The sequence below is a fragment of the Streptococcus oralis genome (assembly GCF_026782125.1).
Taxonomy (GTDB): Bacteria; Bacillota; Bacilli; order Lactobacillales; family Streptococcaceae; genus Streptococcus; species Streptococcus oralis_CE.
On the sequence record NZ_JAKUVY010000005.1, the window covers coordinates 74,020 to 92,812 of the forward strand.

General features: G+C 41.8%; 19 protein-coding genes, 1 pseudogene and 1 riboswitch. Of the genes and pseudogenes, 13 read left to right on the plus strand and 7 right to left on the minus strand.

Features of this window, described 5'->3' with window-relative positions; all coding sequences use genetic code 11:
• Positions 1-290: 290 nt before the first annotated feature.
• Complete coding sequence (locus MK385_RS05065; RefSeq protein ID WP_070696904.1) at positions 291-1,160, plus strand: DUF6287 domain-containing protein; 870 nt, start codon at positions 291-293, stop codon at positions 1,158-1,160.
• A gap of 226 nt (positions 1,161-1,386) precedes the next feature.
• A complete protein-coding gene (locus MK385_RS05070; protein WP_000734665.1) occupies positions 1,387-1,704 on the plus strand; it encodes a LiaF transmembrane domain-containing protein in 318 nt (105 codons plus the stop codon).
• A 29-nt stretch (positions 1,705-1,733) separates the two neighbouring features.
• On the opposite strand, the gene MK385_RS05075 is transcribed toward MK385_RS05070, so the two are convergent.
• Both MK385_RS05075 and MK385_RS05080 read right to left on the minus strand, forming a co-directional pair.
• The gene (locus tag MK385_RS05075; protein WP_000722523.1) at positions 1,734-3,533 is read right to left on the minus strand and encodes an N-acetylmuramoyl-L-alanine amidase; all 1,800 of its coding nucleotides are present in this window, start codon (positions 3,531-3,533) and stop codon (positions 1,734-1,736) included.
• 44 nt (positions 3,534-3,577) lie between these two features.
• Positions 3,578-4,486 (minus strand): LysR family transcriptional regulator, encoded by a 909-nt coding sequence (locus tag MK385_RS05080; RefSeq protein ID WP_001222578.1) that lies wholly within the window; start codon positions 4,484-4,486, stop codon positions 3,578-3,580.
• Positions 4,487-4,588: 102 nt separating this feature from the next.
• Here MK385_RS05080 and MK385_RS05085 point away from each other — a divergent pair, with 102 nt between their 5' ends.
• The 3 genes from MK385_RS05085 to MK385_RS05095 all read left to right on the plus strand — a co-directional run bounded on the left by MK385_RS05085 (position 4,589) and on the right by MK385_RS05095 (position 5,519).
• Entirely contained in the window at positions 4,589-4,822 is a 234-nt protein-coding gene (locus tag MK385_RS05085) for a YqgQ family protein (RefSeq protein WP_044135604.1), read from the plus strand.
• Entirely contained in the window at positions 4,819-5,199 is a 381-nt protein-coding gene (locus MK385_RS05090) for a rhodanese-like domain-containing protein (protein ID WP_049485369.1), read from the plus strand. The genes MK385_RS05085 and MK385_RS05090 overlap by 4 nt, the downstream gene beginning before the upstream one ends.
• 86 nt (positions 5,200-5,285) lie before the next feature.
• Entirely contained in the window at positions 5,286-5,519 is a 234-nt protein-coding gene (locus tag MK385_RS05095) for a hypothetical protein (protein WP_001088138.1), read from the plus strand.
• A gap of 40 nt (positions 5,520-5,559) precedes the next feature.
• Here MK385_RS05095 and MK385_RS05100 read toward each other — a convergent pair whose 3' ends face one another.
• On the minus strand, positions 5,560-6,285 hold the full coding sequence (locus MK385_RS05100) for a 16S rRNA pseudouridine(516) synthase (RefSeq protein WP_268725455.1): 726 nt from the start codon (positions 6,283-6,285) through the stop codon (positions 5,560-5,562).
• Positions 6,286-6,443: 158 nt separating this feature from the next.
• On the opposite strand from MK385_RS05100, the gene typA reads away from it, so the two are divergent.
• From typA to pyrE, 7 genes are all read left to right on the plus strand, one after another.
• On the plus strand, positions 6,444-8,285 hold the full coding sequence (gene typA, locus MK385_RS05105; protein ID WP_000164111.1) for a translational GTPase TypA: 1,842 nt from the start codon (positions 6,444-6,446) through the stop codon (positions 8,283-8,285).
• A gap of 19 nt (positions 8,286-8,304) precedes the next feature.
• Positions 8,305-8,559, plus strand: coding sequence for a DUF3165 family protein (locus MK385_RS05110; RefSeq protein WP_000262661.1), 255 nt, complete (start codon positions 8,305-8,307; stop codon positions 8,557-8,559).
• A 117-nt stretch (positions 8,560-8,676) separates the two neighbouring features.
• Positions 8,677-10,029, plus strand: coding sequence for a UDP-N-acetylmuramoyl-L-alanine--D-glutamate ligase (gene murD, locus MK385_RS05115; RefSeq protein WP_125397624.1), 1,353 nt, complete (start codon positions 8,677-8,679; stop codon positions 10,027-10,029).
• Between the two features lies 1 nt (position 10,030).
• Positions 10,031-11,089 carry a UDP-N-acetylglucosamine--N-acetylmuramyl-(pentapeptide) pyrophosphoryl-undecaprenol N-acetylglucosamine transferase gene (locus tag MK385_RS05120; protein ID WP_125397623.1) on the plus strand — a complete coding sequence of 353 codons (1,059 nt, stop codon included), beginning with the start codon at positions 10,031-10,033 and terminating at the stop codon, positions 11,087-11,089.
• A gap of 9 nt (positions 11,090-11,098) precedes the next feature.
• Complete coding sequence (locus MK385_RS05125; RefSeq protein WP_268725456.1) at positions 11,099-12,253, plus strand: cell division protein FtsQ/DivIB; 1,155 nt, start codon at positions 11,099-11,101, stop codon at positions 12,251-12,253.
• Positions 12,254-12,498: 245 nt separating this feature from the next.
• The gene (gene pyrF, locus MK385_RS05130; RefSeq protein ID WP_125397621.1) at positions 12,499-13,194 is read left to right on the plus strand and encodes an orotidine-5'-phosphate decarboxylase; all 696 of its coding nucleotides are present in this window, start codon (positions 12,499-12,501) and stop codon (positions 13,192-13,194) included.
• Between the two features lie 39 nt (positions 13,195-13,233).
• Entirely contained in the window at positions 13,234-13,866 is a 633-nt protein-coding gene (pyrE, locus tag MK385_RS05135) for an orotate phosphoribosyltransferase (protein ID WP_000170905.1), read from the plus strand.
• Positions 13,867-14,028: 162 nt separating this feature from the next.
• Here the strand turns inward: pyrE and MK385_RS05140 are convergent, their stop codons facing one another.
• Genes MK385_RS05140 through MK385_RS05155 form a run of 4 tightly spaced genes read right to left on the minus strand, consistent with a single transcriptional unit; the run spans position 14,029 to position 16,983 of the window.
• Entirely contained in the window at positions 14,029-14,895 is an 867-nt protein-coding gene (locus MK385_RS05140) for a cysteine ABC transporter substrate-binding protein (protein WP_125397620.1), read from the minus strand.
• An 11-nt stretch (positions 14,896-14,906) separates the two neighbouring features.
• On the minus strand, positions 14,907-15,665 hold the full coding sequence (locus tag MK385_RS05145; protein WP_000004993.1) for an amino acid ABC transporter ATP-binding protein: 759 nt from the start codon (positions 15,663-15,665) through the stop codon (positions 14,907-14,909).
• Entirely contained in the window at positions 15,666-16,343 is a 678-nt protein-coding gene (locus MK385_RS05150; protein ID WP_125397619.1) for an amino acid ABC transporter permease, read from the minus strand. It abuts the gene before it with no gap.
• Positions 16,303-16,983 (minus strand): amino acid ABC transporter permease, encoded by a 681-nt coding sequence (locus tag MK385_RS05155; protein ID WP_125397618.1) that lies wholly within the window; start codon positions 16,981-16,983, stop codon positions 16,303-16,305. The genes MK385_RS05150 and MK385_RS05155 overlap by 41 nt, the downstream gene beginning before the upstream one ends.
• A gap of 209 nt (positions 16,984-17,192) precedes the next feature.
• On the opposite strand from MK385_RS05155, the pseudogene lctO reads away from it, so the two are divergent.
• Positions 17,193-18,328, plus strand: a pseudogene (lctO, locus tag MK385_RS05160) (L-lactate oxidase).
• Between the two features lie 158 nt (positions 18,329-18,486).
• A riboswitch (TPP riboswitch) is annotated at positions 18,487-18,575 on the plus strand.
• Positions 18,576-18,793: the final 218 nt, after the last annotated feature.

Below are 18,793 nucleotides of genomic sequence, written 5' to 3' on the forward strand. Positions count from 1 at the left end.
GATATATGTAAAAGCCTTGTCACAGGACAGGCTTTTTCTAATGGAGATGGGTTCTGTTTAAAATCCATTTCTTTGGCTTATAAAAATATAAATACAAACGGTTGTTTATATTTTGTGGTATAATGTATTGTAATAAATACTTGTTTTGATACCAATCTAGAGATATTTTGATAGTTATTTATTCTAGAAATTTTTGCTTGGATTTTTTTTTAAAAGTCATAAAAGTTCATGGATAGTAACGAATGAAGTATCGTAAGCTTGCCTGAATATCAATCAAAAAGGAGAAAATTATGAATAAGAAAGAACGGGAAAAACAATTTGAAGAGATCAATGGACCTAAGCGGTCTGAATCAAAGTCGGCTCCGAATAAAAATATAAAAATCTATATTGGCATAGCACTCTCTGTTTTAGTCACTCTCATCTTGGTAAGTATTTTCTCATATCTTCTGATTGGAAAGAAAGAGTCAAATCAAACATCGTCTGCTGTTTCAACTACAGAGTCAACAAGTAAATCGTCTACAAGCCAAGGAAAAACAGATGAGACTGATAAGGATAAACAAGAGGAAATTCAAAAACTCAAGGATCAACTGACTGCTTTAGATACCAAAATTACGGAAGCAGAAGCACTTGTTAGCAAGTTCAAGAAAGAAACTGCTGTTCCAAAACTAGATATTGAAGCAATCAAGAACAATGATTTGTCTAGTTTAGAAGGTACTTGGCGTAGTCAATCTGGTAATGAATACATTATTAATGATTCTGGAGAGGTACGTGCGACTTGGTTTACAAATGATCAAAAGTACGAATCTGTAGTTGGATTAAAGGTATCAAAAGGTCAAGATAGTCGTAACCCTGAGACAGCGTCTATTAGTGCATGGGTAAAAGATTCTGTTGCTGGAGGATTTGTAGTAGTAGCTGTGCCAAGTGGAGTTGTTATGCAACCTGGGGATGATGGAAAGATTACGGATAAAAGTAATCATGCTGAGGAAAGACTTTTTTCTGGACAACAATATGAAGCGATGTTAATGAAACCAGAAAATGTTTATTATCGTGTGAAACCAGATACCAGTAAACTTGAGGAAGCAGAAAAGAACTTAGCTCAACTACAAGCAGATCGTGAATCAATCAAATCTTCTCTAGAGCCAAAGGAAAAGAAAAACTAGATGGTATTCGTTCAAAAATACTGTTGCAATCGGCAGAATCAAGAAGCCCATTAGGGCTTCTTTTTCTTTTGTTACAAATACTCAACCACTTAGACAGAGATATTGACCAGATAGGCAAAAGGGCTTGTTCTTGAAAAATTCCTCTGCTATAATGATTCATGTAAGGGACGTGAGGGGTCAGTATCAGACAACTCAAGAACCAAAAAAAGAAAATGGAGACAAAAAAATGAAAAAATTATTGGGACTTGTATTTTTAGTAGCAGCAGCGCTAGTATTGTATTTCGGATCTGTTGGATGGCCAAGTTTGGATGTCAACCTCTGGTCACTGATTCCAGTTGGCTTATTCCTCTATTTCACTCTAGAAAATCTTTTGAAAAAAGACTATAAGGCTAGTCTGATGTGCTTAATTATTGCTTTTATCATTGCAAATGCTATTTTTGATCTCTTGCCCATTTCAAGTGGTTTGGTGATTGGTGCCGGTGTGCTAGCTTGTGTAGGACTTGGCTACCTCTTTCCTGATAAGGATAAAAAAGAAGATAAATAAAAAAGTCTCGAGATTTCTCGAGACTTTTTTTACGGACCAGCGTAATATTTTTGAATCCCTTTTACGATGCCTGCGACCAGTTTATCTTGGTAGTGGCTATCTCTAATTTGTTGGTTTTCGGAGAAATTATCCATATAACCAAGTTCTAGGAGAACGGCTGGTTTGGCTGTTTCGCGTAGTACGGCATAGCTGCTCTCCAACAGACCAGCGTCTTTGGCCCCTGTTTCTGCTAGGAGAGAGGAGTGGATGGCAGTGGCGAGGCGTTTGCTTTCACTCATACGATCTGGGTGATTGTGCCAGTATTTATTAATCTTACTTGGATAATCAGGTTCATCGCTATAGGAGTAGGTTTGAATACCGCTCGCTTTTGAGTAGGTATTACCAGTAGCGTTGAAGTGAATACTGATAAAAATATCCGAGTTGGTTTTATTAACCATACGAGAACGTTCGGTAACAAAATCAACGTCAATATCACTATCACGAGAAGTGAGGACCTTGTAACCTAGTTCTTCCAACTTACTACGAAGCTTACGGTAAATCTGCATGTTGAGATCTTTTTCAGCTACATTGTAGTAAAAGGCACCTGAATCTCGACCACCATGCCCAGGATCTAGGAAAATGGTATTGCTGTATTGGCCTTTTACAAATCCACCTTCAGTTGAAACTTCAGAAATCCATTGGCCGTATTTTTGGAACAGGTGTTCCTTACCGTCTATCTTGTAAGTTCCTGAAACATAATGTCCATTATCATCTAGGTAGTAGCGTGCTTTGTCAGAGTTATCGTAAATCCATTCGCTCTTTGCCATGTAACCACCTGACTTGAGGTAGTATGCTCCAATCCACTCCTGATTTGCATAACGACCATCCGCTTTTAGATAGAACCAGCTCTTGTAGGCTTTATCGAAGATCCACTCATTCTCCGCCATGGCTCCACTGGTTTTAAGGTAGTAGCTTTCTTTCCATTTGTCTGCTAGCATCCCACCATTCTGGTCAAATGAGTACCAGGAACCTTGAATCTTTTGCCAGTTTTCTTGGACATATCTCCCTGACCCGTTCGCATAGAACCAAGTATCCTTGATTTTGACCCAGTTGTTTTCTGCCATAGCTCCGCTCTGGTTGAAGAGGTAGCCCTTGAAGGTTGTCGCACTCAGCATTCCACCGTCTTTGTCAAAGTAATACCAAGAACCGTTGATTTTCTCCCATTTATCCTGCGAGATCTTTCCAGAAGGAGCGACATAGTACCAAATTTGATCTAATTTTGTCCAGCCCTTTTCCGCCATAGCCCCGCTTTTTGTGAGCAGATAGCCGTCAACGGCAGTGTTGCTGAGCATGCTTCCAGTTTGGTCAAAATAATACCAAGAACCATTGATTTTTTTCCAGGTGTTCTGAGCAAGTCGTCCAGAGGAATCAGCATAATACCATTGATTGTCCAGTTTGGTCCAGCTATTTTCTGTCATGACACCATCTTGGTCAAAGGCATAACCTTTGTAGACAGTAGAATGAAGACGATTACCATCTTGATCGAAGTAGTACCATTTGCCTTGGATTTGTTTCCAGTTCAAAGCAGGTTTATCATCTTGGTAAAAGCGCCAGTGATGATTTTCTTGGTACCATCCTTCTTTTTTGGGCTTGTCTTCTTGCACATCTACTTTAGGAAGAACTTCTGATTTAGAGTTTTCCTCAACACTCGACTCTTTCTTTTCTTCTTTGGCAATTGCTTCCTTGACAGCAGATGTGGATTGAGTTGTGTTTTCTTCTCCTAAGACGGATGCGGGTGCTAATCCTGCGATTGAAAGGATTAAAGCACTGGTCAGTAGTATCTTTTTCACTTTTTATTTCCTAACTTTTTCTTTTTCCCTTTTTCATTTTTCTATTAATTATCGAATTGAACTTCTTCTAGTAAGTATTCGATAAAGCGTTCGCCCATCTTAGACAGGCTGGTTTTTTCATGTTGGATATAGACTAGTTCAATCGGGTCGTCAATGTCCAGTGGAATGGAAACGATATTGTCTCCGTTGAGGTTGCTGTTCAATATCCCTGTTGCAATGGTGTAACCATCCAAACCAATCAAAAGATTAAAGAGGGTGGCACGGTCACTGACTACGATGGATTTCTTGTGGTGCTCTTGTGAAAGAATCTCCTCTGAAAAGTAGAAGGAGTTGTGCGTCCCCTGGTCATAACTCAGATAAGGAAAGTCTTCCAAATCAGCCAGTTTGACCTTGTCTTTTTTAGCTAGAGGGTTGGTCTTGCTGACAAAGATATGGGGTTGAGCGGTAAAGAGGTGGTGGGCTAGCAGGTGATTGTCATCCAGCATTTTCGTTAAAACATCACGATTGTAGCTGTTTAAAAAGAGGACACCGACCTCGCTACGGAAGTTCTTGACGTCATCGATAATCTCCCAAGTCCGAGTTTCACGAAGGAAGAGCTCGTATTTCTCCATATCACTTTTCTTGAGCAGAGAGACAAAGGCATTGACTACAAAGGCATAGTGCTGAGAGGAAACGCTGAAAAGTTCGCGGTGGGCGATAGGATTTTTATAACGTTCCTCCAGAAGCTGAGTTTGCTCGACAACTTGACGAGCGTAGGAGAGAAACTCCATCCCATCACGCGTCAAGGTAATTCCCTTGGGATTGCGGATAAAGATTTCAATGCCCATTTCATTTTCCAAGTCTCGAACAGCATTAGAGAGACTGGGTTGGGTGATAAAGAGTTGCTTGGCTGCCTCATTCATAGAGCCAGTTTCGACGATTTTGATAATATAGTGTAGTTGTTGAATTCTCATGTTTTTATTGTACCATACTTGCGGAAGAATGGGCAATGAAGACGAAGAAAATAGGGGGAAAGAACCGGTCCAGTATTGAAAAAAAGTCTAAAATCTGTTAGAATGGAAGCTATGAAAACATTCTATGATGTGCAGCAATTTCTCAAACAATTTGGCATTATTGTTTACATGGGGAAGCGTTTGTATGATATTGAACTGATGAAGCTCGAACTCTCTCGGATTTATGATGCAGGTCTCATGGACAAGCTAGATTACCTAGAAGCGGAAGCTGTTCTTCGTAGAGAGCACAAGATAGAATTAGACTACATAGAGAAAAATGGAGATAAGAACTTATGACAATTTGGGTTTTGTGGGGAATCGTACTAGCGATGGCGGCATGGATGGGGTATAACTACCTTCGTATTCGTCGTGCGGCTAAGATAGTGGATAATGCAGAATTTGAAGCCTTGATTCGAAAAGGGCAATTGATTGATGTCCGTGAACCAGCAGAATTTCACAGAAAACATATCCTCGGAGCTCGCAATATTCCTTCAAATCAGTTGAAGTCAAGCCTTGCAGCCCTTCGCAAGGATAAACCTGTCCTTCTCTACGAAAATCAACGTGGACAACGAGTGACCAATGCAGCACTTTATTTGAAAAAACAAGGTTTCTCTGAGATTTATATTCTTTCTTATGGACTAGATTCTTGGAAAGGGAAAGTGAAGACGAGTTAACATTCTATTAAAATCTGTCGAATGGTAGATAAAGCTAGTATCTTAAGGTATCATCATTTATATTAAATTTAAGGAGATTTTATAATATGAATTCACAACAAAAGAAAAAACCTTCACTTATTTTAGGTATCTTATCTATCGTCCTTGGTTTGCTATCTCCAATAGTGGGTCTGATTTTGGGGATTATAGGATTGGTCTTGGCTTTTTCATACCAAAAAGAATCTGGACTGGACTATAAAACAGAAAAAATTCTCAATATCGTAGGACTTGTAGTTTCTGTTCTTAACTGGATTCTAGCAATCGCAATAGTTTTTAGATAAGCAAAAAAGAAAAAAGCTTTAAACATAAAGCTTTTTTCTTTTATCCACTTTTTTCTAAATAGTTTTTAATGATTTCCAATTCCTCTGGATTCAAGGGACGGTATTGCCCTTCTGCTAGTTCTGGGTTTAATGTAAAGTCACCGAATTGGACGCGTTTTAGGGCAGTCACCTTGACACCAACTGAGAGGAACATTTTTTTAACCTGATGAAATTTTCCTTCTGAGATGATGATGGAGGCCCGGCTCTCTGTTGGGCTTGAGGACAGAATTTCGAGCTGAGCAGGTTTACAAGTGGTCCCGTCTAAAAAGACAATTCCTTCTTTGAATGACTGAATATGGTCTGACGTGAGCGGTCCGTTTACTACCACTTGATAAGATTTATCAACATGGTACTGGGGATGAAGGAGTTGAAAACCAAGAGGTCCATTGTCTGTCAAAAGGAGCAGTCCCGTGGTATCGCGGTCTAATCTGCCGACAGCATAGAGCTGGTCAGACTGGATGTCAGGTGGAAGAAGGTCCATGATGGTGGGAAGTTTCTTATCCTTGCTAGCTGTAACGACTCCGTTTGGCTTATGAAGCATGAGGTAGTTGTGCTCGTAGCCTTGGATTTGCCGTCCTTGAAAGACTAATTTCTGCAATCCAGTGTCGACATTTTGAGCCAGGGAACTGGCTGGACAATCGTCCACTAGGATTTCTTTTTTTAATAGAGCCTGTTTCATAGCCTTGCGACTGACCTTTTCTTGGGCTAATAATCTATCTAAACGCATACCAGCTTATCTTATCATAAGTCTCTGACTTTGAAAAGAGTTGCCTTGACTAGAAAAGCAGAGTGAAAACATTTACACTTAGCTGAACTGTGATTTTTGAATGAGACTGTGGTATAATTGTTCAGTTAGAAATAAAAATTTAAATATTAGAGGAAATCATGACAAAATTAAGAGAAGATATCCGTAACATTGCGATTATCGCCCACGTTGACCACGGTAAAACAACCCTCGTTGATGAATTATTGAAGCAGTCTGAAACTCTTGATGCACGTACTGAATTGGCAGAGCGTGCTATGGACTCAAACGATATCGAAAAAGAGCGTGGAATTACTATCCTTGCGAAAAATACAGCCGTAGCCTACAACGGAACTCGTATCAATATAATGGACACACCAGGACACGCGGACTTCGGTGGAGAAGTTGAGCGTATCATGAAAATGGTTGATGGTGTTGTCTTGGTCGTAGATGCCTACGAAGGAACAATGCCACAGACTCGTTTCGTATTGAAAAAAGCCTTGGAACAAGACCTTGTCCCAATCGTGGTTGTCAACAAAATCGATAAACCATCAGCTCGTCCAGCAGAAGTAGTGGACGAAGTCTTGGAACTTTTCATCGAGCTTGGTGCAGATGACGACCAGCTTGACTTCCCAGTAGTGTATGCTTCAGCTATCAATGGAACATCTTCATTGTCAGATGATCCAGCTGACCAAGAAGCTACGATGGCACCAATCTTTGACACGATTATCGACCATATCCCAGCTCCAGTAGATAACTCAGATGAGCCTTTGCAGTTCCAAGTGTCACTTTTGGACTATAACGACTTCGTTGGACGTATCGGTATCGGTCGTGTTTTCCGTGGTACTGTTAAGGTTGGGGACCAAGTTACCCTTTCTAAACTAGATGGTACAACGAAGAACTTCCGTGTTACAAAACTCTTCGGTTTCTTTGGTTTGGAACGTCGTGAAATTCAAGAAGCAAAAGCAGGTGATTTGATTGCCGTTTCCGGTATGGAAGACATCTTTGTCGGTGAAACCATTACTCCGACAGACGCAGTTGAAGCTCTTCCAATCCTACACATTGATGAGCCAACTCTTCAAATGACTTTCTTGGTCAACAACTCACCATTTGCTGGTAAAGAAGGTAAATGGGTAACTTCTCGTAAGGTAGAAGAACGCTTGCAAGCAGAATTGCAAACAGACGTTTCCCTTCGTGTTGACCCAACGGACTCACCAGATAAATGGACTGTTTCAGGACGTGGAGAATTGCACTTGTCAATCCTGATTGAAACCATGCGCCGTGAGGGATATGAACTTCAAGTATCTCGTCCAGAGGTTATCGTAAAAGAGATTGACGGCGTAAAATGTGAACCATTTGAACGTGTGCAAATCGATACTCCTGAAGAATACCAAGGATCTGTTATCCAAAGCCTTTCAGAACGTAAGGGTGAAATGTTGGATATGATTTCAACTGGTAATGGCCAAACTCGTTTGGTCTTCCTTGTTCCAGCGCGTGGTTTGATCGGATACTCAACTGAGTTCTTGTCAATGACTCGTGGTTACGGTATCATGAACCATACCTTCGACCAATACTTGCCATTGATTCCGGGTGAAATTGGTGGACGTCACCGTGGTGCCCTCGTTTCCATCGATGCTGGTAAGGCTACAACTTACTCAATCATGTCTATCGAAGAACGTGGTACAATCTTTGTAAACCCAGGTACTGAGGTTTACGAAGGAATGATCATCGGTGAAAACTCTCGTGAAAACGACTTGACAGTTAACATCACTAAGGCCAAACAAATGACCAACGTCCGTTCAGCGACTAAGGACCAAACAGCAGTTATCAAGACACCTCGTATCTTGACCCTTGAAGAGTCTCTTGAATTCTTGAATGACGATGAGTACATGGAAGTAACGCCTGAGTCTATCCGTTTGCGTAAGCAAATCCTCAACAAGGCAGAGCGCGAGAAAGCCAACAAAAAGAAAAAATCAGCTGAATAAGAGCTAGAAAGAGATAAAGATGGTCTATTTAATCATAGGGATACTCTTATTACTACTCTATGTATTTGCGACACCTCAAAGTATCAAAGGAACAGTCAACATCGTTATCTTGGTCTTTGTAGTTGTTGCACTCTTGATTTTGCTGATGTTGTCCATCTTGCAAATCTTCCAATTACCGACAGAATTCTTTGTCACAATCGCCATGCTGGCTCTAGCCTACTTTAGCTTGAGAGACATTACGCTCATGCCTGTAAAAAAGAGCAGAAGAAGATAAATAGAAAGAGAGCTACGGCTCTCTTTTTCGATGTTATAATGAGGGTTAGAGCATTTTCGCTTAGTATTATTTCCATAAAAATGGTAAAATAGTAGGAGTAGAAATGGAGTTTGAGACATGAAAGTAATCGATCAATTTAAAAATAAGAAAGTCCTTGTTTTAGGTTTGGCTAAGTCTGGTGAGTCTGCGGCCCGTTTGTTAGACAAGCTAGGTGCTATTGTGACAGTAAATGACAGCAAGCCTTTTGAGGAAAATCCTGCTGCGCAAAGTTTACTAGAAGATGGGATCAAGGTTGTCACTGGTGGGCATCCTTTGGAGCTCTTGGATGAAGATTTCGCTCTGATGGTGAAAAATCCAGGGATCCCGTATAGCAATCCCATGATTGAAAAAGCATTGGCAAAGGGGATTCCAGTCTTGACTGAGGTGGAATTGGCTTATTTAATCTCAGAAGCGCCAATTATCGGTATCACGGGTTCAAATGGGAAAACAACCACAACGACGATGATTGGGGAAGTTTTAACTGCTGCCGGCCAACATGGTCTTTTGTCAGGGAACATCGGCTATCCTGCTAGTCAGGTTGCTCAAACTGCGACAGCCAAGGACACGCTCGTCATGGAACTTTCTTCTTTCCAACTGATGGGTGTCCAAGAATTCCATCCTGAGATTGCGGTTATTACCAACCTCATGCCAACTCATATCGACTATCATGGTTCTTTTGAAGAGTATGTGGCAGCTAAGTGGAATATCCAGAACAAGATGACAGCGGATGATTTCCTTGTATTGAACTTTAACCAAGATTTGGCAAAAGAATTGGCTACCAAAACACAAGCTACCGTTGTACCATTTTCAACACAGGAAAAGGTTGATGGAGCTTATTTGGAAGATGGTCAACTCTACTTCCGTGGAGAAGTGGTGATGCTAGCTAGTGAAATCGGTGTTCCAGGTAGCCACAATGTAGAAAATGCCCTTGCGACTATTGCTGTAGCCAAGCTCCGTGGTGTAGACAATCAAACCATCAAGGAAACTCTTTCATCCTTTGGAGGTGTCAAACACCGTCTCCAATTTGTGGATGAAATTCAGGGTGTCAAATTCTATAACGATAGCAAGTCAACCAATATCTTGGCTACTCAAAAAGCCTTGTCAGGATTTGACAATAGTAAGGTTATCTTAATTGCAGGTGGTTTGGACCGCGGCAATGAGTTTGATGAATTGGTGCCAGATATTACTGGGCTCAAGAAGATGGTTATCCTCGGTCAATCTGCAGAACGTGTCAAACGGGCAGCGGATAAGGCTGGTGTGGCTTATGTAGATGCGACAGATATTGCTGATGCGACCCGCAAGGCTTATGAGCTCGCGACTCAAGGAGATGTGGTTCTTCTCAGCCCTGCCAATGCTAGCTGGGATATGTATGCTAACTTTGAAGTACGTGGTGACCTATTTATCGACACAGTAGCGGAGTTAAAGGGATAATATGAAAAAAATAGTTTTTACAGGTGGGGGGACGGTTGGACATGTCACCCTCAACCTCTTATTAATGCCCAAGTTTATCGAAGACGGTTGGGAAGTTCACTATATTGGTGACAAGCATGGAATCGAACACCAAGAAATCCTCAAGTCAGGTCTGGATGTGACCTTCCATTCCATAGCGACAGGGAAGTTGCGTCGCTATTTTTCTTGGCAAAATATGCTGGATGTCTTCAAAGTTGGTTGGGGAATTGTCCAATCTCTCTTTATCATGTTACGACTGCGTCCACAGGCTCTTTTTTCAAAGGGGGGCTTTGTCTCGGTGCCGCCTGTTATCGCAGCGCGAGTGTCAGGAGTGCCTGTCTTTATTCATGAATCTGACCTTTCTATGGGCTTGGCCAATAAAATTGCCTATAAATTCGCAACTAAGATGTACTCAACCTTTGAGCAAGCTGCTGGTCTCGCAAAAGTCGAGCATGTGGGTGCTGTGACCAAGGTTTCAGACCAAAAAACTCCTGAACCAGATGAATTGGTGGATATCCAAACCCATTTTAATCCTAAATTGCCAACGGTATTGTTTGTTGGTGGTTCTGCAGGAGCTCGTGTATTTAACCAATTGGTGACTGATCATAAGCAAGAACTGACAGAGCGCTACAATATTATCAATCTCACTGGAGATTCTAGCCTCAATGAGTTGAGTCAAAATCTCTTTCGTGTTGATTATGTGACGGATCTCTATCAACCCTTGATGGAGATGGCAGATGTGGTGGTGACGCGTGGCGGTGCCAATACGATTTTCGAGCTCTTGGCCATGGCGAAACTCCATCTCATCGTACCATTGGGTCGTGAAGCAAGTCGAGGAGACCAGATTGAAAATGCAGCTTATTTTGTTAAGAAAGGCTATGCAGAAGAACTTCAAGAAAGTGACTTGACCTTGGAAAGCTTGGAGGCGAAACTGAGTCACTTGCTTAGTCACAAGGACCAATACCAAGCTAGCATGAAAGCTTCGACTGAATTGAAATCTCTTGCAGATTTTTACGATCTACTAAGAAAAGACCTAGCATAAGGAATATCAATGTCAAAGGATAAGAAAAAAGAATCAAACCAGAAGCAAGAATTGTCTGAATGGCAGAAACGAAACCAGGAATACCTGAAGAAGAAGGCTAAGGAAGAAGCTGCCCTAGCTGAAGAGAAGGAAAAGGAAAAACAAGCTCGTAAGGAAGCCAACTCGAAACTATTGGAGGAATCCAAGAAATCATCGAGTGAGTCAGATGAGGAAGCCTCAAGTCCAAGCAAGGAACCATCCGAAAAAGAAGAAAAATCTCAAAAGGATGCCCCTAAAGTCAAAGAGGAAAAAGAGAAGAAGAAAAAAGAAAGACCAGAAAAACCAGCCAAGCCTAAAATTGCGCCTGTCCATATTTGGCGAGCTGTGAGTATCTTGGTACCCAGTGTCCTGGTCCTCCTTCTTTCAGTCTATCTATTGACTCCACTTTCGACTATCAAAAATATCGAGGTTAAGGGAAATAGTAACACGCAGGCGGATGACATCAAACAGGCTTCTGGAATTCAAGATAGCGACTATACCTTAGCCCTATTGTTGGATAAGGAAACATACGCTGAGCGAATCAAGTCCAATCATTGGATAGAATCAGCGAAGATTAACTATCAATTTCCGACTAACTTTACGATTGAGGTCAAGGAATTCGATATTGTCGGTTATTATGTGTCTGGTGAAGAACATTATCCTATTCTGTCTAGTGGCACAGTAGAGTCAACTCCTGTTGATCGCTTAAACTTGCCTGAGACTTATCTGACAGTTACCTTTAACGATGAGCAGCAGGTGAAAGAGCTGATAACAGGATTGTCTACCATCAGTGAGGATATCAAGAGTCAAATCCAGAAAATCGAATTAGCGCCGAGCAAAGCAACAGCAGATCTTTTAAAAATTACTATGCTGGATACAGATGAGGTTTTGGTTCCCCTATCAGAATTGAGCAAGAAATTGCCTTATTACAGCAAAATCAAGCCACAATTGTCTGAACCAAGTGTAGTCGATATGGAAGCTGGAGTATACAGCTATACGATAGCGGATAAATTGATAGAAGAGGCTGAGGAAAAAGCCAAGCAAGAGGCCAAGGAAGCTGAGAAGAAAAAACAGGAAGAAGAAAAGAAAAAACAAGAAGAACAGGGAAATCAAAGCCAAACGAGCCAGCAATCACAGAGTCACTAGACTAACTTTTCCTCTTGATTTTGAATGGTATAAAAGTCCAGTTTCGAGTTTTTGCTTGACAAGTCCTACTATAAATAATAGAATAGAAAAAAACCTTTAAAGCAGTCCAGAGAGGCAGCTAAGGTTAGACGGTGAAAGGGTGGAGACTACCCATTTTTCGTGGAACCTTGCTGTTGGCAGGTTCCTTTTTTCGTGGTTTGTTTTTGACCATACTCTCTTGCTAGCTAAGGTAAAAGGAGAAAGGTATGCGTGAACATCGTCCAGTTATTGCTCTTGATTTTCCTAGTTTTGAGGCGGTCAAGGAATTTTTATCTCTTTTCCCAGCAGAAGAAAGTCTTTATCTAAAAGTAGGGATGGAGCTTTATTATGCGGAAGGTCCAGAAGTTGTCCGTTATTTGAAGTCATTGGGGCATAGTGTCTTTTTGGACCTAAAGCTACATGACATTCCAAATACAGTCAAATCTGCCATGAAGATCTTATCTCAGCTTGGTGTGGATATGACCAATGTTCATGCAGCTGGTGGTGTGGAGATGATGAAGGCTGCGCGTGAAGGTCTTGGGACACAAGCCAAATTGATCGCTGTGACCCAGCTTACATCAACGTCGGAAAGCCAGATGCAGGATTTTCAAAATATCCAAACCAGCCTGCAAGAGTCTGTGATTCACTATGCCAAGAAGACAGCTGAAGCGGGCTTGGATGGTGTCGTTTGCTCAGCTCAGGAAGTGCAACTCATCAAGCTGGCCACCAATCCAGATTTTATCTGTCTGACACCAGGAATTCGTCCAGCGGGAGCTGCGGTAGGAGACCAAAAACGCGTCATGACACCAGCGGACGCCTATCAAATCGGTAGTGACTATATCGTAGTAGGACGTCCCATTACCCAAGCTGAGGATCCTGTTGCAGCTTATCATGCTATCAAGGATGAATGGAACCAAGACTGAAATGAAAGAAATAGATTATAAAAACAAAAGGAGAAGACTATGACACTTGCTAAAGATATCGCTAGCCACCTCTTGAAAATTCAAGCCGTTTACCTCAAACCAGAGGAGCCTTTCACTTGGGCATCTGGTATCAAATCGCCGATTTATACGGACAACCGTGTGACGCTTGCCTATCCAGAAACTCGTACCTTGATTGAAAATGGTTTTGTGGAAGCTATTAAAGCAGAATTTCCAGAAGTAGAAGTGATTGCAGGAACAGCGACAGCAGGGATTCCACACGGAGCTATCATCGCTGACAAGATGAACTTGCCTTTTGCCTACATCCGCAGCAAACCAAAAGACCACGGAGCTGGTAACCAAATCGAAGGCCGCGTAGCTCAGGGGCAAAAGATGGTAGTGGTTGAAGACCTCATTTCAACGGGTGGGTCTGTTCTTGAAGCCGTAGCAGCTGCTAAACGGGAAGGAGCCGATGTCCTTGGTGTCGTAGCGATTTTCAGCTATCAATTGCCGAAAGCAGATAAGAACTTTGCAGATGCTGATGTGAAATTGGTGACGCTTTCTAACTACAGTGAACTAATCCACCTAGCCCAAGAAGAAGGTTACATCACACCAGAAGGACTCGACCTCCTAAAACGCTTTAAAGAAGACCAAGAAAATTGGCAAAATGCCTAATACTCAATGAAAATCAAAGAGCAAACTAGGAAACTAGCCGCAGGCTGTACTTGAGTACGGCAAGGCGACGTTGACATGGTTTGAATTTGATTTTCGAAGAGTATAAAACATAGAAAATCAGGTAGTCACTAGGATTACCTGATTTTTTATTTTTGGAAAGTATTAGTCGACTTTTCCACCTTCAACAACTAGATCATCTGCATTAGCAGCATCACCGTAGGTTGGGTGAAGTGTTTTTTCATAAGCCTTGTGGAAGAAGTTTTCTTTACCAAGTTTTTCAATTTCTTGGTTGATGTAGTCAAGAAGTTCTTGATTCCCCTTTTGAACTGCTGGTGCGATGGTATCTGGGTCACCGAGGGAAGTAATTCCTACTTCAAATCCTTTATTTTCGAGAGCCCACGCTAGGACTTCCGTATTGTCAGTAGAGAAGGCATCACCACGTCCGTCAAGAAGGGCTTGGTAGGCGTCGCTATATTGGTCGTATTTTTGGAGTTTTACTTCTGGGTGATTTTTCTCAAAATAAGTTTCAGCAGTCGTTCCTTTCGTAACAATCAAGGTTTTGCCTTCTAATTCTTTGACGTCTTTGATGACTTTATCTTTTGGTGACACAACACCGAGGGAAACTTTCATGTAAGGAAGGGCAAAGTCAACTTGTTTCTTACGTTCGTCAGTAACTGTGAAGTTGGCAAGGGTGATATCCACCTTGTTTGAAATCAAGTATTCCGCACGGTTGGCAGCATCGACGGAAACGTATTTAACCTTTACACCAAGGTCTTGTGCCAGTTGGTTCCCGAGTTCAATATCGTAACCTTGATAGGAACCGTCGTTGTCAACATAACCAAATGGTTTTTTGTCTCCAAATACCGCGATTCGTAACTCACCGCTTTTTTTGATTTCGTCGATAGTGCGGGCTTTGGCGGTTGTTTTCCCTGATGAAGCATCAGAGCTTCCACCTGAGCTACAAGCTGTGACAAAGATAAGCGCAAAGGCTAGGGCAAAAATAGTTAGAATTGGTTTGATGATTTTCATAAAAATCTCCTTTATAGATATGAGCCGAACTGGCTAAAGTCAAAGACGTTTAAAAACTCCTGTGCTCGTTTGGTTTGAGGATTGGTGAAGAATTCCTGAGCCGTTCCTTCTTCAGCGATTTTCCCTTGGTCGAGAAAGATAATGCGGTCTGCAATAGCTTGGGCAAACTGCATTTCGTGGGTTACCAGAATCATGGTGCGCCCTTCTTGAGCCAAGTCATTGATGAGTTCCAGAACTTCACGCACCATTTCAGGATCCAGCGAAGCCGTCACTTCGTCAAAGAGGATAATTTCTGGATGCATGAGAAGGGCACGGACAATTGCCACTCGTTGTTTCTGTCCACCGGATAATTGGCGAGCAAAACTGTCTTTTTTATCGAGCAAACCCACACGTTCCAGTAGTTGTAAAGCTTCCTCCGTTACTTCTTTCTTGTCTCGTCCCTGAGCTTTGATAGGGCCTAGGATGAGGTTTTGAAGGACATCTAGGTGAGGAAAGAGTTCATAACTTTGAAAGACCATGCCAATCTTTTGGCGAACCAGGTGAAAGTTTTTCTGATTACCAACAATAGACTGGCCATCCAGAAGAATATCTCCACCTTGTATGGTTTCTAAGCCATTGAGGCAACGAAGGAGAGTGCTTTTTCCGCAACCAGATGGTCCTAGAATGACGACGACTTCCCCCTTTTTGATATCTAGAGAAAGGCCTTGGAGGATGGGATTGTCTCCAAAGGATTTTTTTAAGTCCTTGATTTCTAAAATAGTTTCAGACATTTAGTTCCTCCAATGTTTTTCTAAGTGAGTGGATAGTTTGGAAATAGGAAAACAGACTGCGAAATACAGGACCAGAATAGTTCCATAAATCCAAAAGGAAGCGGTTGGGATGGTCAAGCGATTGCTGTCGATGATTTGTTGTCCAACCTTGGTAACTTCAACAACCCCAATCAAGACAACCAAGGAAGTCGTTTTAATCATCCGAGTGACAAGGTTGATGGCTTGTGGTAGCAATCTTCTCAAGACCTGTGGAATGATAATGTGATAGTAAAGCTGCAAGTTGGTCAAGCCCAGAGCCTGTCCGCTTTCAAACTGATGTTTAGGGAGGGAAGTGATGGCTCCACGTACCAAGTCCCCCATTTCAGCTGTTCCCCAGAGGGTAAAAACAATAATAGCCGAAGTCTCGCCTGAGATGTTGATATTAAAGTTTCGAGCCAAGCCGAAATAAACGATGAAAAGTAGTACCAGCTGGGGCATGATACGGATAAATTCCAGATAAAAGCGTGTTAAAAAACGAATAACTCTAGAATGGGAGGTCATGATGATTCCCATGACTGTTCCGAAAATTATTGATAGAAGGACAGAGAGAATGGAAATTCCAATCGTGACACCCAATCCTTGTAGAATTCGCAGGAGATTATTTCCCTGAAAGAGTACTTGCATTCCCGAATCCTGCATGGCGGAGCCTCCTTTCTATCCAGCCAAAAACTAGAGAGATGGGCAGAAGCATAATCAGATAAGCAACTACCAACATGGCCAGTGCAATGTCTGTCTCATAATAGAGTCCAATCAAGTCCTTGGCGACGTACATGAGATCGGCTAAGGCTACTGCAGAGAAAACTGAGGTTTCTTTGATGAGAAAAATGACATTGGCACTAAAGGACGGTAGGGCTACCGCAGTCGCTTGCGGAAGAACCACACAGCGAAAGACCTGTACAGGCGTTAGACCAATGGCTAGACCAATCTCGTGCTGGGTTTGACTAACTGCTTCCAGTCCGCTTCTGAAAGATTCAGCCATGTAGGAGCCACCTAAAAAGATGAGCCCAACTGTTGCACAGACCTCTGAAGAAAGAACAATCCCTATTCGGGGAAGCCCGAAGTAGAGGAAGAAGAGCTGAATCAAAAGGGGCGTGTTTCGTGACAATTCGATGTAGGCTGTTGCTAGCTGTGAAAAGATAGGAACGCGATAATGCCGAATGACACTAACGATTAGACCAACAAGAAAAGAACCCAGAATTCCCCAAACTGCGATATGTAAGGTCAGAAAGAATGCCTTTTGATAGAGTGGTAAATATTGTTCAACAATGGACCAATCCAAAATAGAACCTCCCATCTAGGAATAATATAGCTATTGTAGCACTAAAGGGCATGTTTGGATAATATGAATTTTTTATCACAATGATAGAAAATATTTATCATGTCTGTGATTTGAAATCTCCAGACAAAATTTTTGAAAGGATTATGAAAAAGAGGTAATATAGTTTATGTAAGAAAAAGTAAACGCTTACTTAATAAGGAGGATACTTTATGTCATATAAAACAAGCAATGCAGAAGGACCTGTAGACTTTATTAACACTTATGATTTGGAGCCAATGGCGCAACAAGTCATTCCTAAAGCTGCCTTTGGTTATATCGCTAGTGGAGCAGAGGATACTTTCACTTTACGCGAGAACATCCGTGCCTTTAACCACAAACTTATTGTTCCTCATACGCTTTGTGATGTTGAAAATCCAAGTACAGAGATTGAATTTGCAGGTGAAAAATTATCTTCACCAATTATTATGGCGCCTGTTGCGGCTCATAAATTGGCAAATGAGCAGGGGGAAGTAGCTACTGCGCGTGGTGTGCATCAATTTGGTTCTCTTTATACAACCAGCTCTTACTCTACCGTTGACCTTCCAGAAATTACGGAAGCTCTTCAAGGGACACCTCATTGGTTCCAATTTTACTTTAGTAAGGATGACGGGATTAACCGCCATATCATGGACCGTGTGAAGGCTGAAGGCTACAAAGCGATTGTCTTGACGGCAGATGCAACTGTAGGGGGAATCGTGAGGTCGATAAGCGCAATGGTTTTGTCTTCCCAGTTGGCATGCCGATTGTTGAGGAATACCTGCCAGAAGGTGCTGGAAAATCAATGGACTTTGTTTACAAGTCAGCCAAACAACGCTTGTCACCACGCGATGTCGAATTTATCGCTGAATATTCTGGTCTTCCTGTCTATGTCAAGGGGCCACAATGCCGTGAGGACGTTGAACGTTCACTCGCTGCTGGTGCTTCTGGTATCTGGGTAACCAACCACGGTGGCCGCCAAATCGACGGTGGACCAGCATCCTTTGACTCGCTTCAAGAAGTGGCAGAAGCAGTTGATAAACGTGTGCCAATTGTCTTTGACTCTGGTGTTCGTCGTGGTCAGCACGTCTTTAAAGCTTTGGCTTCAGGAGCAGACTTGGTAGCTATTGGCCGCCCTGTGATCTATGGTTTGGCTCTCGGTGGTAGCGTTGGTGTGCGTCAAGTCTTTGAGCACTTGAATGCAGAATTGAAGACAGTCATGCAATTATCTGGAACTCAGACTATTGAGGATGTCAAACACTTCAAACTTCGTCACAACCCATACAATCCATCCTTCCCAGTTGATTCACGTGATTTGAAGTTGTATTGATAAAGTAGAAAGTCTCCATTTGATGTGGAGGTTTTTCTCGTCTTGAGGAAGGGTGACATATCATAACAAAGGAGGAAAAAACTATATAAATATATTTTTCAGTCAAATATCTTGCTAGAGCTTTCAAATTCTGTTATACTGGTCCAGTAATAAAATAATAAAGACATTTGGGGTGCTTTAGGCTGAGATGATACCCATTGAACCTGATACAGTTAAGACTGGCGAAGGGAAATGTGAAAAGGTTTTTTTCGTATGTCGAAAAGAACTGTCTAATCTTGTAAGGTAAACTCTAATTCTTAATTGTAATTGGAGTTTTTTTGTTTATACAAACTGGATAGGCTTGTTTAGGTAGCTCTCTGCAAATGCCCTCGATGTTCTTAAAAAGTATCAAGTGGAATTATGATTTTGCTTGGTGTCTCTTGGTGTTTTATTGATTACTAAGGAGTAAAGAAAGGAAAAATAAAT

Bases quoted from the DNA above. Each gene is read 5' to 3' on its own strand.
- MK385_RS05090 (WP_049485369.1), top strand. From the start codon at position 4,819: ATGACAATTTGGGTTTTGTGGGGAATCGTACTAGCGATGGCGGCATGG.
- MK385_RS05145 (WP_000004993.1), bottom strand. From the start codon at position 15,665: ATGTCTGAAACTATTTTAGAAATCAAGGACTTAAAAAAATCCTTTGGA.
- MK385_RS05100 (WP_268725455.1), bottom strand. From the start codon at position 6,285: ATGCGTTTAGATAGATTATTAGCCCAAGAAAAGGTCAGTCGCAAGGCT.
- MK385_RS05150 (WP_125397619.1), bottom strand. From the start codon at position 16,343: ATGCAGGATTCGGGAATGCAAGTACTCTTTCAGGGAAATAATCTCCTG.
- pyrF (WP_125397621.1), top strand. From the start codon at position 12,499: ATGCGTGAACATCGTCCAGTTATTGCTCTTGATTTTCCTAGTTTTGAG.
- MK385_RS05125 (WP_268725456.1), top strand. From the start codon at position 11,099: ATGTCAAAGGATAAGAAAAAAGAATCAAACCAGAAGCAAGAATTGTCT.
- MK385_RS05140 (WP_125397620.1), bottom strand. From the start codon at position 14,895: ATGAAAATCATCAAACCAATTCTAACTATTTTTGCCCTAGCCTTTGCG.
- pyrE (WP_000170905.1), top strand. From the start codon at position 13,234: ATGACACTTGCTAAAGATATCGCTAGCCACCTCTTGAAAATTCAAGCC.
- MK385_RS05085 (WP_044135604.1), top strand. From the start codon at position 4,589: ATGGAAGCTATGAAAACATTCTATGATGTGCAGCAATTTCTCAAACAA.
- MK385_RS05070 (WP_000734665.1), top strand. From the start codon at position 1,387: ATGAAAAAATTATTGGGACTTGTATTTTTAGTAGCAGCAGCGCTAGTA.
- MK385_RS05110 (WP_000262661.1), top strand. From the start codon at position 8,305: ATGGTCTATTTAATCATAGGGATACTCTTATTACTACTCTATGTATTT.
- MK385_RS05120 (WP_125397623.1), top strand. From the start codon at position 10,031: ATGAAAAAAATAGTTTTTACAGGTGGGGGGACGGTTGGACATGTCACC.
- MK385_RS05095 (WP_001088138.1), top strand. From the start codon at position 5,286: ATGAATTCACAACAAAAGAAAAAACCTTCACTTATTTTAGGTATCTTA.
- typA (WP_000164111.1), top strand. From the start codon at position 6,444: ATGACAAAATTAAGAGAAGATATCCGTAACATTGCGATTATCGCCCAC.
- MK385_RS05065 (WP_070696904.1), top strand. From the start codon at position 291: ATGAATAAGAAAGAACGGGAAAAACAATTTGAAGAGATCAATGGACCT.
- MK385_RS05080 (WP_001222578.1), bottom strand. From the start codon at position 4,486: ATGAGAATTCAACAACTACACTATATTATCAAAATCGTCGAAACTGGC.
- murD (WP_125397624.1), top strand. From the start codon at position 8,677: ATGAAAGTAATCGATCAATTTAAAAATAAGAAAGTCCTTGTTTTAGGT.